This window comes from Sphingobacterium sp. CZ-UAM (assembly GCF_002000245.1).
Lineage (GTDB): Bacteria > Bacteroidota > Bacteroidia > Sphingobacteriales > Sphingobacteriaceae > Sphingobacterium.
In genome coordinates this window covers 301,010-314,655 of the sequence record NZ_MTCM01000001.1, presented here as the reverse complement: position 1 = coordinate 314,655, position 13,646 = coordinate 301,010, and the positions used below count along the sequence as shown (strand labels likewise).

Here is a 13,646-nt window from a genome sequence, read left to right as displayed (position 1 = left end):
TTTACTTGTTTCTAAATTTTAATCATTTTCCACAGCCATGGAATTTGCAGCATAACCACGCCACTTTTCTAAAGCTAAACGAAAATCTTCAGGATATGGTACTTCAAAATACATATTTTCTTTTGATGTCGGATGAACAAATCCCAATACCTGTGCATGAAGCGCCTGCCGTGGAAGCAGGTTAAAACAATTGTCTACGAATTGCTTATATTTTGAAAAGACAGTTCCTTTTAATATTTTATCCCCACCGTACATGGCATCATTAAACAATGGATGACCAATGGATTGCATGTGCGTACGAATCTGGTGTGTACGTCCAGTCTCTAATTGGCATTCAATTAATGTCACATAACCTAATCGTTCCAATACTTTGTAATGTGTCACGGACCATCGTCCTTTATCCTCACTATCGTACATGGCCATTATACGTCTATCTTTCAAATGACGACCAATGTAACCTGTAATCGTGCCATCCTCTTTCAAATCACCCCACACCAAAGCAATATATTTACGGGTAATGCTATGATCAAAAAATTGCTTTGCCAAAAAGGCCATCGATTTTTCGTTCTTAGCGATAACCAGTAAACCGGAAGTATCTTTGTCTATTCGATGTACCAGACCGGGACGGTCTGAATTTCCAGGCAGCTGTGGCAACTGTTGTATATGGTAAGTCAATGCATTGACCAATGTACCTGTGTAATTATTATAGCCCGGATGGACAACCATACCTGCTTCTTTATTTACGATAAGTACATCGTCGTCTTCATATTTTATGTCTAATGGAATATTTTCAGGATAAACCTCGTTATCACGCGGCGGATCAGGTAATACCAAGGTAATAACATCATCAGGTCTGACTTTATAACTCGCCTTGATTTCTTTGCCGTTAACCATGACAGAACCTGCTTCAATGGCATGCTGAATTTTACTTCTTGTAGCATTCTCTACCCTATTCATCAGATATTTATCAATACGGAGTAATGCCTGCCCCCTATCCACTTCAATGCGTAGATGTTCAAATAACTCTTGTTCTTCTTGATCTTGCGATCCCATTTGTTCTGTCATGCTACAAAAATAAGCCAAATGAAACAATTTTCGTTAAATTTGTTTTCATTTAATATTATGTTGCCATTTAAAATTCATAGTCCCGAAACAGAAGTCACGCTACCTTTATGGGAGAAAAAGCACATCAAAGTGACACTGAAAAGAGATGACCTGATTCATCCCTTTATTTCAGGCAATAAATGGCGAAAATTAAAGTATAATCTTCAGGAGGCCTTACAGCTACAAAAAAATCATCTCGTTACTTTTGGCGGAGCCTGGAGCAATCATTTGTTGGCGACAGCTTGTGCTGGAGCTACTTTCCAGTTCAAAACTACCGCTTTCGTAAGAGGTGATGAGCACGTTAATAACCCTGTGCTGACCATGTGTCAATTGTTTGGGATGCAGCTTATTTATGTGGACCGGGACGCTTATCGAAACAAAGAAAAGCTGTATGGTGATTATTTCGGTCAGGATTCCAACAGCTTTTATATCCATGAAGGCGGCTATGGTATCTTGGGCGCCAGAGGCTGCGCCGAACTTGTAGACGAACTTCAACAGGACTATCAACATATCTTTACCGCCTGTGGTACCGGCACTACGCTTGCAGGAATTGCTAATGCAATCGACAAAAAAGATCTTTTTACCAAGATACACGGCGTCCCTGTCCTAAAGAACGGCAGCTTTATCTCTGATGAAGTTAATCAACTTTATCCCCATCTTAGCCCTCCTATTTTACACCTGGATTATCATTTTGGCGGCTACGCGAAGACCAATCCTGAACTACTTACCTTCACACAGCATTTTATCAGTAATACGGGAATTATGATCGAACCAACCTATACCGGGAAATTGCTCTATGCAATTGATGATCTTATAAAAAAAGATTATTTCACACCAGCAGATCAGCTACTCGTCGTTCACACTGGCGGCATTACTGGACTGCTTGGGATGTATGATCGTTTTGCATTTAATTGACCTAGATCAATAAATGGCTCTTTATACCGCTAGCAGACATTTGACTGACATTTTTTTTTCGATTATGTTGTAAGTTTGACAAGTTTAAAATTTAAAACTTATACAGCGATGAAAATATTAGCATTTGCAGGAACCAGTAATAAGAATTCGATCAACAAAATCTTTGTGACAAGTACGTCCAAATATTACAAAGAAGCCGATGATAGCATAGAGCTTCTAGACCTTAATCACTTCGAAATGCCTATTTATTCCTATGATAAGGAGGTAGAACTGGGGATCCCACAATTAGCGTATGATTTCGCAGCAAAGATGGATGCTGCAGATTTCTTACTCATTTCGTTGGCCGAACATAATGGCTCTTACACATCGGCCTACAAAAACATTGTAGACTGGGTATCCCGTATCCCGAATCGCAAAACATTTAATGGCAAACCCGTTTTCCTATTGGCAACTGCTCCCGGTCCAATGGGTGGATCAACGGTATTAAACACAGCAGTCAATAGAATTACCTGGGACGGTGCCGATATACTGGACTCGTTCTCCTTACCCGAATTTCATAAAAATTTCGAAGAAGGAAAAGGTATCACCAATCCAACACTAAGAAGCCAGCTGGAGGCAAAAGTACGTAAGACGAAACGCGCTCTTGCAGAAAAAATAACGGTTCAAGGTTAACAAAAGATTGACAAATAAACATTGTAAAAACCTCTTTTAATACGTAAATTCAAGCCTTATTAAAAGAGGTTTTTTGATATGGCAAAAAAAATATTATTACTCGTTGGAGACTTTGTGGAAGACTACGAAGCAATGGTTCCATTTCAAGCTATGGGATCAATAGGAATAACAGTTGATGCCGTTGCCCCTGATCGAAAAAAGGGTGATGTGGTACCTACTGCCGTACATGATTTTACTGGTGACCAGACCTATAAAGAACTACGGGGGCATAATTTTGCGATCAATAAGGATTTTGATCAGGTTAACCCAGAAGAATATGATGGTCTTTATATTGCCGGTGGTCGTTCGGCGGAATATATCCGACTTGATCAACGTGTATTGGAGATTACCAGACATTTCTTTGAAAAGAATAAACCTGTTGCAGCAATATGCCATGGAATCCAGGTATTGACAGCGGCAAAGGTTCTTACAGGGCGAACTTTGACAGCCTATGTGGCTGTAGGACCGGATATTGAGTTAGCTGGCGGCACCTGGAAAAATATTCCAGCAGACCAGGCTGTTGTGGATGGCAACCTAGTGACATCTCCAGCTTGGCCGGGACATCAGGCTATCTTAAAGGAATTTTATAAATTATTGGATATAAACATTACAATTTAAGCGTATTTTAATGAAGAAGAATAAAAAGGTATGGCTTTTGGTCATTCCGGTTTTAGTGTTGTTGGGTTTTATTTTAAAGGATACTTTCAATCAGAAAAGTATCGAAGATCTACCGGGCGGATTTAAGGAAGTTGCATTTGTCAGAAATGAACAAAATAAGGGTGGTATTGTCCGGATCTATGCCGTAACGGTTGGCGATGTATTAAATGCTGATTATACTGCTTGCCTGGAGCTCCTACCTGTCAATGATTATGGAAGTACGACAACTGTATATTTTTTCGACCGTACGGCTCCTTATCCTACGACCTTGGCAATTGATGCCCCGCACTTCGATGGTACCAAGTATAAAGCAATCCAGATTTCAAAAAAATACGGAAAAAAGAAATAACAATACAGTCGAGGATGTTGTTTCCCCCAAAAGGTCTCGCACTTTTTGGGGTATTTTTTTGGAAGTAGATGAAGAAAAAATAAATTAATAATTCTTTAACACGAAAAAGTTCGTTTATCGCGCCTAGAGCTATAGTTTTGCTTCTTAAATTTATGTATATTTAGCTATGGCGAAAAAATTTATTCCTAGAGATGTTAGCTGGTTGAGCTTTAATGGCAGAGTATTACAAGAGGCTGCAGATGAGACTGTACCTTTGCCTCTAAGAATCAAATTTTTAGGTATATTTTCCAATAACCTGGATGAGTTTTTTCGTGTCCGTGTGGCCGGTCTCAAACGTGCAATCGACCTAAAGGATAAAAGTGCCAATCAATCTTTTTATGAAGATCCACAACTGATTTTAGAAGAACTCAATATCCGGGTAATCAAACAGCAAAAGAAATTTGACAACACCTGGAATCGGATCCAAAAAGACATGGCCAAGCAAAATGTCTTTATCAAGACAAGTGAGGAGCTTAGCCCCGAACAACAGCAGTTTGTCAGTGAATATTATCAGGATGATGTGGAATCGAATGTCATCCCGCTCATTCTAGATGATGTCCGTCCAATGCCCTATATCCGGGACAAAAGTCTCTATTTGGGCATCTCTATGGGAAAAAGCGAATGGCAATACGAAACTAAGTTTGCACTAATTGAAATTCCGACAAGCCAAAATGGGCGATTTGTCCAATTGCCTTCGCCAAAGGATGAAAAACATATAATTCTGCTTGAAGATGTCATTAAATTCAATCTTCCATTGATATTTTCCTATTTCGGCTTCGATGTATTTCATGCGCATGTGTTTAAAGTCACGAAAGACGCAGAATTTGACATTGATAACGACATCAATACAACATTGGTGGAAAAGATCAGTAAAGGGGTCAAAAATAGACGAAAAGGTAAACCCACCCGCTTTGTTTTTGACCAGGAGATGGATCCGAAACTCGTGGAATTTTTGATCAAAAAACTGAACCTGTCAAAAAAAGATAGTATCATACCCGGACAAAAGATCCATAATTTTAAACATTTTATGGACTTTCCAAATGTGTTCAAGTCATACCATCAACCGCAGGAAAGGACCTCGTTCCCACATCCCTATTTCCAAAACTATGAACGGGTTACCGATACTGTTCTGAAAAAAGACGTTCTGCTCTCCTTCCCTTACCATGAGTTTCGTCCCATCATTGACCTTTTACGTGAAGCAGCGATGGACCCGGATGTAAAAACAATACAGATTACTGCCTATCGCTTAGCATCGAATTCCAAAATTGCCAACGCATTGATAAACGCTGCCCGAAATGGCAAGGAAGTAACCGTCATGCTTGAACTACGTGCTCGATTTGACGAGGAAAATAACCTGGATTGGAAAGAAAAACTGGAATTGGAAGGCATCAAGGTACTTACGGGAATTCCAAATAAAAAAGTACATGCCAAATTATGTGTTATCAAAAAAAGGACTGGCGCAAAAACAGTTCAATACGGCTTCGTCAGCACCGGTAATATCAACGAAAAAACGGCTAAATTATATGGGGATTATTGTTTACTGACGAGTAATCGAGATGTCATTGCGGATATTAATAAAGTTTTCAATTACCTTAGACGGCCGAAATCAGACCCTGCAGAAATGATCAAAAACTGCAAAAGCTTATTGATCTGCCCAATTGATATGCGTAGGGAACTACTACATTTCATCGATCTGGAAATAGCAGAGGCGAAAGCTGGTCGCAAAGCATCCATCATTGTCAAAGTAAACTCCCTGAGTGATAAAGATATGATTAAAAAACTCTATGATGCGGCGACAGCTGGGGTTAAAATAGATCTTATTATCCGTGGCATTTATTGTGCAACGAACCAGAAAACATTTAAATCCCCGATGAATGCTATTTCAATTGTGGATGAATATCTGGAACATGCCCGCGTCATGTATTTTTACAATGCTGGAAAAGAGTTAATGTATATTTCTTCTGCGGATTGGATGACCCGAAACCTAGATCATCGCATTGAAGCTGCAGTAAAAATTACAAGCAAAAAGATCAAGGAAGATCTAAAGGAGATGCTTTATATCCAGCTAACAGACAATGTCAAAGCGCGTATTCTGAATAATTCCCTGAGCAACCACTACGTTGAAAATAAAAAGGAACCTTGTCGCTCACAGATCGAGATCTATAACTATCTAAAAAGAAAAATAACAGATCATTAACATCAATAGACCAAGCCCTAGGACTCCGCTACCCTAGACTTGGTCTATTGATACCGAAATATTATCTAAAATCTGCTTTCAATGCATCGCTACATGCAAAGATTGAGAATCTAAAGTTGTATCTTCATCCCATGAAACTCAACTTCTGTCTATCAATTTGTCTCGCTTTTGTTGCCTTCCAAGTAAAAGCCCAGCAAAAAATGCCATCCAACTTTGTCTATGTAAAAGAAGTCATCCCTACAATTACGCTTGATATGCGTTATTTTGGCAGTCATAATTTTACTGGAAGAGCTATCCGTGGCTATGAAAAGCCTGTTGCAATCCTAACCAAACGTGCCGCATTAGCCTTACAGCAAGTTGAACAATATCTTAACAATCAGGGGCTAGCACTAAAAATCTTTGATGCCTATCGACCGCAACGTGCAGTTGATCATTTTAAAGCTTGGTCGCTGGCCACTCAGGATACAATAGCCAAGCGTGAATTCTATCCGGAACTAGATAAAAAAAACTTATTCAAACTTGGCTTCATTGCCAGCAAATCAGGACATAGTCGTGGTAGTACCGTCGATTTAACCTTGGTCGATCTTAAAGATCATAAGGAAATCGATATGGGCGGAGCCTTTGATTTCTTCGGAGCAGTTTCACATCATAACTATACCAAACTAACGGCAAAACAAAAGAAAAATCGTAGGATATTACGTGAGGCTATGGCTAAATTTGGGTTTAAGGCTTACGATAAGGAATGGTGGCACTATACCCTAAAGGATGAACCCTATCGTAAAACCTATTTTGATTTTATTGTAAAGTAAATATGTACTCCATCGATAAACACATTGACAATAAAGATTTTTTCGTTTTTCATATCAAGGGAAACAAGTCCAAACCGGTCTTTAGCCCTCAGGAGCAACAGATATTGGCAAACAACAGTCTATATTCCCTCTGCCTCATAAAAAAAGGGGAAACTTCCTTTATAATAAATGACCAACGGATACAGGTCAGACAGCATCAATTGCTGTTGACTCATCCATCCTCAAAAGTCAATGCTGATTCGGTCGCTAAATCGTGGGACTGCGAGGTCTATCTGATTTTCTTTAGTATAGATTTTACGTTTAAATTGGAACTTCAAAAAGACTTTTTTGACTTTACAAAAAAGTCACTCGCATTGAATAGCAATCATATTTTTTCACTTTCGATACCAGATGCCGCAAACCTGTCTAACCTATTCAAGCAGTTTATTCATTACGACAAGCAAGGTGGAGACTATATTTTCAAACCACAGATTATCAGATCACTGACGGAAGTATTGTTTTGTGAGATCGCACGTTTAGCCAGCCAAAACATAAAAAATATTCCTGTGGTACCTTCACGGAAAAGAGAAATATTATCCAATTTCTATTTGTTACTAAAACAATCTTTCCGTCAGGAGCATAGGGTACAGTTTTACGCTTCAGAATTGAATATTACACCCAAACACCTCTCCGTGATCACGAAAGAACTCACCGGAAAGCCAGCAATAGAATTGATCCAGAATGTTTTGGTGGAAGAGGCTAAATGTTTGCTCCGTCAAGGGCTATCGGTCGGAGAAATTGCGAAACAGTTACATTTCTCAGACCAGTCTTTTTTTGGAAAATTCTTTAAGCGAAATGTAGGCATATCGCCTAAAGAATTTCGTCAAAAAGCCTGATTAAACAAAATCGTTAAGATCAAAGATGGTACTAAATTGTTTATCCGCGGCGGAAATATCCTGTAGTTTATCTTCCCCCCAAGTCTGCCCTTTCAGCCATAGTGTCTGACACCCAACAGTCTTGGCCGGAGCCATATCCTTACTATAGGAATCCCCCACAACTAAAATTTCAGCAGCAGGTAAGCCCATAGCCTCCACGCCTAATGCATAAATCGCTGGATCCGGTTTACGTACACCCACTAACGCTGACTCGACCACCGCTTTAAAATACGATAAAATTCCGAAATCAGCCAACACAGCTTTTAGATTACCATAGAAGTTGGATACCATTACAATGGGGTATTGATCACCTAGAATAGCCAATAATGGCTCCACCTTTGCAACAGTATCTTTGGCAAGTGAATAACCGTCAAATGCGATTTTATCAGCCAATTGCATATCCAGATCATAGCCGGCAGCTATGAGATATTCAAATTGCACCTTGAGTTTCGCTTCAAGTACCTGCAGGAAATTAAACTCCGGTTTAATAATCGGCTGAATGGCCATTTGACGTTCGGCGTAGGCATATGCTTCCTGAAAAGAAGTTAGATTGACAGGGACTTGATATTTTTCATAACCGGACCATATCACTGCTCCCCAATGTCCGCCGTTCGTATCTAATGTGCCACCATAATCAAAAATAATCCCATTAACTATAAACTTATCCATTGTTATTTCTTTTTAACTAAACTCATCCAACCTAAACCAATCATGATCCAAACAATCTCACGGATCCTTGTCACGATCCCCATAAAGATACCAACAGAAGCTGGCAAGCCTATACTCATCACAGCCATCGCCAAACCACCTTCACGTGTTCCCAGCTGCATCGGAAAGAAAAAGACCAGATTTGCAAATAATGAAGACCCCGAACTAATAATCATGGCATCAATAAAATCGATGTTGATATCCAATGCCAGGCCAATAAAATAGATCTCAAGACATCCCACCACCCGAGCTACAAATTCCCAAAAAAGAGACTTATAAAATCGGTCTCTACGGTTTTGAAATAAATTCTTCACTTGTTGGTCGACATCATTTAAGGTTTCAAATTTTGATTCCAGTAGACTATTGATTTTCTTTCCAACCAAGGGCAATCGTGAGAGGGCGCTTAATAAGGAAACTGTAATTCCCTTTTTATAGAATTTTGTAAACAACCAGGTACATACTATTGCCATAACAAAAATTACAGCACAGGCAACATTCACCAAAGTACTTGCGGGCACAAACCATAGGATGAGAAACACGGATACCACCCAGAATAAAATATGGGATAGAATATGCATCACACCATAGAGCAGCACGGATGAACCGGCCTTTGAACCACCAACATAGTTCTTCAGTTCCATAATACGATAAGGTTCGCCTCCCAAGGCTACAAATGGTGTAATGTAATTAATAGCGTAACCTGACACGGTCAATTGCAGTACTTTCCAAAAAGGAACATCGGTCTGCGGTAATTGCGGCTCTTGAATAATCGCTTTAAAAGCCATGGCATTCATCCAATAAAGAATAGCCCAACTTCCCAATACCGGCAAAAACCACCAACCAATTTTCGCTAGATTCGTCCAAATCTCCTGAACTCCCATAGCATGGATCATATAGGCCAATGTACCTATACCAATTAGCATAAAGAGTACTTTATAGATTTTACTCCCCATAGGTTGGATCCTTTGTTAATTTATCAACAAAATAACCACTTACCTTTTCCTGTCTATTACACATATAGATTAATATCGGATTTAAGACAAACATATCAAAGAAAAAGTAAATCCATGGTTGACCTATAAATAACCAAACAAAGAGAAAGATTACCCGCGTATTGAACTGCACAATATTGGTGTACTTCATTAATGGTTTATTTTTTAGTCTGAAATCTACCATTAATTGTTTAGGCAAATCATCCTTGTAACGGGATTTGACAATATGCAGTAACTGCTGCAATTTAGGCGATAACTTTTCCTGGTTTCGGGTATACCCCATATAACCATTCAGCACAAACTTGCTAAAAAAGTTTTTTCGCCAAGATAAGGCGTCATAGTCAACTTTCAAATCACGTGTATTATCCAATTCACTGCCAGCCTTGCCTTTGATAAAATAGAGGTGAACATTCCGGTAATAGTCCGCCATGGCAGACTGTAACATATGGGATACCCCTGCAAGAATACAAAATACCCATAACCAATTCGACCAGCCTTCATTGATACTGCGCAAACAAATGGCAATATGGATGGAGGCAAACCAAAAATCACCTGCAAAGCCATCCAAAATACGACCAAAACGGCTTTTATTATTTGTCATCCGCGCCAATTGTCCGTCTGCGCTATCCAACGAATTAGCGAAAACCAACAACAGCATTCCGATCACATTAATCCATAGCTCTTCATAATAAAATAAAATTCCTGCCGCAACACCAAAGAAAATACTTATGATCGTCACAGCATTGGGTGTAATCCCGATTTTAGCACATACCTGTGCAATACGATAACCAATCGGTCTATAAAACCAAATATCTATTTTTTCTTCGGTATCATTAGATTTTAAAGATTGTTCGAATGCACTCAAATTCTCTTCTTCGATTACATTAACTTGTTCTCTCTGCATTGTGGTTCTTTTCAGTAAATTTATGGTAAACCATTTGTGCAATGGCTTCGGCTGCTTCTGCTCGACAAGGTGCAAAACTGGGCCAATCATTTAGATCGATAATATGAAAACCGCCATTTGCATCAATAATCACATCACCGCCATAGATATGAACATCCAATACTTCTGCCGCACGATTGGCCACTTGCTTTAATTTAGCTAAATCAAATGGAAAATGGACAACTTCGTCATTGATCTGTTCATACAAATCGTACTTATGATGATTATGTTCATAGGGATAAAAGTAGAAAAAGAAATCGGTATCCCTGACCGCATAAAACTTTAATAGGTCTCCTGCAAGATGCTCGGAAATAACGGCCTCCTTAATCCCCCGGAGCGCATATTCGTTTAGGATATGCTGTGCTTCTTTAAGGCTCGCAGCAAAAGTAACATCTTCTTTATGAATGGCGTGGAAATCCCCACGTTTGATCCAGACACCCTTTCCCTTCAGTTTTTCAAAAATAGCCTGTATATCTGCGACTGTTGAAATCACGATACTCTTCGGGTAAGGAACCCCTCCTTCTAACAACTTAAGGGTCATGTTTTTTCGAAAACAGTTTTCAATTCCGAAACCCGAATTCAATACGTTAACACCATTATTTTGGAGGTATTGCAACTTCTTAACCAAAGTCTTTGTTCTACCCATTGTCAGCACGTTTTCCTGTTTGATAGAATCCAGTGCTAAGAATTCATCCTCATTACAAACCTCGACTGACGCACCTCGCTCGGTCAATTTTAGCACAACTTCGTTAAATATTGCAGCATCGTTCCCCACATGATTGGGAGAAAAGCGGTTTTTACGCGTCACGCCTAAAATAGAAATCATTTCGCTCATTTTACTAACTAACTTCCCCACTCAAAAACTGTTCCGCTACGACTCGGTCCTTCAAGTGGTCGATATCTACTACTTTTTCAAATACAAATGCTTCAACATGCAGATCATTTTCCAAAAGCGCACGCTGAAAGTTGCGCATCCTGGAATTTCCAGCTGCAACGGAATTTAATGCACAGCGCATTGCCGCTTTACGAAAGCAGTAAATACCTCCTGAAACAAATTTTGTTTCCGCTGTAGCCTGATCCAAAAATGCTTCCACGTTTAGCTCCTGATCTGTGTTCACATATAGCGGGCTCTCGTCATCGACAAATGGTGTGACTGCCATAAAAGCGTCTGCATTTTTCTTTTGCCGGAAAGTTGTTAGGTATTCGTGAAATTCATGGGGTCTAAAAACAGTATCTGTGGTTGTCAGACAACAGGAGGTCCAATTTGGATTGCTTTCCACCAATAAGGCAAAACTATGCAGGGAGCTCGGTGTATCCTCCTCGATCAAGACAATAGGAAGATCGAATGCTGTCTGCGTTAAAAATTTCTTCAATTCAGGTGATTGCCTATTGATAATAACATGCACTTGCTGCGCACCTTCCTTAGCAAAGACACGAATCAATCGTTCAATTAATGGAACACCATGTAAAGGTAGCAGGGGCTTAGGCAAATTAAAGCCTTCTTTTCGCAATCGAGATCCTTCTCCCGCCGCAATGATAGCAAATTCCATTCCTTCTAATTGCAAAATAATATCATTCATTAAAAAAGTAAAACCCCTGTCACGATCTTAACGTTTGCAAACGCAAAAATTTACAGCGGGTTATTTCTGGACAATTGCTTGATAGCCCCTTCCACATCTCAAAATAGAGGGGGTTACACAAGCTCATGCACTAATTGTCCTGAAGAAAAAGGGGAAGAATTACCTAAAGCAATTTTTCCCCTTTTTGTAAAGGTAATTTATTGAATACTGTCTACTAACTCCTGGTAATAATCTAATCCCAGATGCGTAATCAAATCTTCACCCATAATATGGCGCAAAGTATTTTGCAACTTCATTAATTGTTTGAAAATATCATGCTCAGGAGGCAAACCTGGTGCCGTTTGCGGAGATTTCAGGTAAAATGATAACCATTCCTGGATGCCTGACATACCAGCGCGTTGTGCCAAATCAATAAATAACGCCAAATCCAACGCAACCGGAGCAGCTAAAATTGAATCACGGCACAAGAAATTGATCTTGATCTGCATTTTGTAACCTAACCAACCAAAAATATCGATGTTATCCCAAGATTCTTTGTTGTCACCATGAGGTGGGTAGTAATTGATACGTACCTTATGGTATAAATCACCATACAGTTCAGGATTCTTTTTCGCATCTAGGATTTCTTCCAATACCGATAATTTAGAAACTTCTTTTGTTTTGAAGTTTTCCGGATCATCCAATACCAATCCATCGCGGTTACCTAAGATGTTTGTTGAGAACCAGCCTTCTACACCAAGTGCTCTCGCCTGAAGACCAGGAGCAACAATTGTTTTCATCAACGTCTGACCTGTTTTGAAATCCTTTCCAGCGATTGCAACGCCATATTCCTGTGCCAATTCAACGATCGCAGGAACATCACACGTTAAGTTCGGAGCGCCATTCACATAAGGAGCACCTTCTTTTATCGCCGCATAACAATAGATCATACTTGGTGGAATGCGTTGATCATCATTATCCAATGCCTCCTCTAATTTTGCAATTGTTGAGAAAGCTTCGTTTGTCTCAATATAGCGTTCGGTAGAACCACACCATACCAATACCACACGGTCTAATCCATTTTTTTCTTTAAATTCACGGATATCGCGTTGTACCGCATCAGCCAGCTCGCGACGTGTTTTTTCTGTTTTGATGTGTGTGCCGTCCAAATTTTTAACAAAATTCCGATCAAACACCGCTTTCATTGGTTGAATTGCCTCCAATTCAGCTTTTACAGCATCTAATTGACCTTGTTCCAATACCTGTGCTTTTGAAGCAGCTTCATATACGTTATCTTCATATACATCCCACCCTCCAAAAACGACATCTTCTAATTTTGCCAAAGGGACGAAATCCTTGATTAAAGGATTCCTATTCTCCGTGCGCTTACCTAGACGGATTCTGCTCAATTGAGAAACAGATCCGATCGGTTTTGAAAAACCTTTGTTTATAGATGCCACACCAGCGATTAATGTTGTAGCCACAGCACCCAATCCCGGAATAAGAATACCCAATTTACCATTGGCATCTTTCACTTGTTGTCCCATATTAATTCTATATACTTAATTTGTTATTTAATTGATGTTTTATGATAAAATAATTCTTAAAATTAGCTTAAAAAAACATATTTCATACCCCACTAAACTTTATTTATAAAATCGTGACAATTGATTTTTCTAAGCCTATTCGAAGACAAAAGAAATACGATGAAACGAATTTGCCCGCCAATAAAATATCACCCATCTCATT

14 protein-coding genes are annotated in these 13,646 nt (G+C 39.4%); 7 read left to right on the top strand and 7 right to left on the bottom strand.

What is annotated here, in order from left to right; genetic code table 11:
• Positions 1-18: 18 nt before the first annotated feature.
• Positions 19-1,065 carry an RluA family pseudouridine synthase gene (locus BWD42_RS01275; protein WP_077432669.1) on the bottom strand — a complete coding sequence of 349 codons (1,047 nt, stop codon included), beginning with the start codon at positions 1,063-1,065 and terminating at the stop codon, positions 19-21.
• An 18-nt stretch (positions 1,066-1,083) separates the two neighbouring features.
• Here BWD42_RS01275 and BWD42_RS01270 point away from each other — a divergent pair, with 18 nt between their 5' ends.
• From BWD42_RS01270 to BWD42_RS01240, 7 genes are all read left to right on the top strand, one after another.
• On the top strand, positions 1,084-2,019 hold the full coding sequence (locus BWD42_RS01270) for a 1-aminocyclopropane-1-carboxylate deaminase/D-cysteine desulfhydrase (protein ID WP_254846155.1): 936 nt from the start codon (positions 1,084-1,086) through the stop codon (positions 2,017-2,019).
• Positions 2,020-2,127: 108 nt separating this feature from the next.
• Positions 2,128-2,691, top strand: a complete 564-nt coding sequence (locus BWD42_RS01265; RefSeq protein WP_077432668.1) for an NADPH-dependent FMN reductase — start codon at positions 2,128-2,130, stop codon at positions 2,689-2,691.
• A 78-nt stretch (positions 2,692-2,769) separates the two neighbouring features.
• On the top strand, positions 2,770-3,348 hold the full coding sequence (locus BWD42_RS01260; protein WP_077432667.1) for a DJ-1/PfpI family protein: 579 nt from the start codon (positions 2,770-2,772) through the stop codon (positions 3,346-3,348).
• Positions 3,349-3,358: 10 nt separating this feature from the next.
• Entirely contained in the window at positions 3,359-3,736 is a 378-nt protein-coding gene (locus tag BWD42_RS01255; RefSeq protein WP_077432666.1) for a hypothetical protein, read from the top strand.
• A 166-nt stretch (positions 3,737-3,902) separates the two neighbouring features.
• Positions 3,903-5,972 (top strand): polyphosphate kinase 1, encoded by a 2,070-nt coding sequence (gene ppk1, locus BWD42_RS01250; protein ID WP_077432665.1) that lies wholly within the window; start codon positions 3,903-3,905, stop codon positions 5,970-5,972.
• A 200-nt stretch (positions 5,973-6,172) separates the two neighbouring features.
• Positions 6,173-6,781 carry a M15 family metallopeptidase gene (locus BWD42_RS01245; RefSeq protein ID WP_077432664.1) on the top strand — a complete coding sequence of 203 codons (609 nt, stop codon included), beginning with the start codon at positions 6,173-6,175 and terminating at the stop codon, positions 6,779-6,781.
• A 2-nt stretch (positions 6,782-6,783) separates the two neighbouring features.
• Positions 6,784-7,656 carry a helix-turn-helix domain-containing protein gene (locus BWD42_RS01240; protein ID WP_077432663.1) on the top strand — a complete coding sequence of 291 codons (873 nt, stop codon included), beginning with the start codon at positions 6,784-6,786 and terminating at the stop codon, positions 7,654-7,656.
• On the opposite strand, the gene BWD42_RS01235 is transcribed toward BWD42_RS01240, so the two are convergent.
• From BWD42_RS01235 to BWD42_RS01210, 6 genes are all read right to left on the bottom strand, one after another.
• Positions 7,657-8,364, bottom strand: coding sequence for an HAD family hydrolase (locus tag BWD42_RS01235; protein ID WP_077432662.1), 708 nt, complete (start codon positions 8,362-8,364; stop codon positions 7,657-7,659).
• Between the two features lie 2 nt (positions 8,365-8,366).
• Positions 8,367-9,356: a lysylphosphatidylglycerol synthase transmembrane domain-containing protein gene (locus BWD42_RS01230; RefSeq protein WP_077432661.1), complete on the bottom strand. Its 990-nt coding sequence runs from the start codon at positions 9,354-9,356 to the stop codon at positions 8,367-8,369.
• Positions 9,346-10,299 (bottom strand): CDP-alcohol phosphatidyltransferase family protein, encoded by a 954-nt coding sequence (locus BWD42_RS01225; protein WP_077432660.1) that lies wholly within the window; start codon positions 10,297-10,299, stop codon positions 9,346-9,348. Before BWD42_RS01225 ends, BWD42_RS01230 begins: the two co-directional genes overlap by 11 nt.
• The gene (locus BWD42_RS01220) at positions 10,280-11,164 is read right to left on the bottom strand and encodes a hypothetical protein (protein ID WP_254846154.1); all 885 of its coding nucleotides are present in this window, start codon (positions 11,162-11,164) and stop codon (positions 10,280-10,282) included. Before BWD42_RS01220 ends, BWD42_RS01225 begins: the two co-directional genes overlap by 20 nt.
• A 13-nt stretch (positions 11,165-11,177) precedes the next feature.
• A complete protein-coding gene (locus tag BWD42_RS01215; RefSeq protein ID WP_254846153.1) occupies positions 11,178-11,918 on the bottom strand; it encodes an NDP-sugar synthase in 741 nt (246 codons plus the stop codon).
• A 197-nt stretch (positions 11,919-12,115) separates the two neighbouring features.
• Complete coding sequence (locus BWD42_RS01210; RefSeq protein WP_077432658.1) at positions 12,116-13,444, bottom strand: inositol-3-phosphate synthase; 1,329 nt, start codon at positions 13,442-13,444, stop codon at positions 12,116-12,118.
• Between the last annotated feature and the right edge of the window lie 202 nt (positions 13,445-13,646).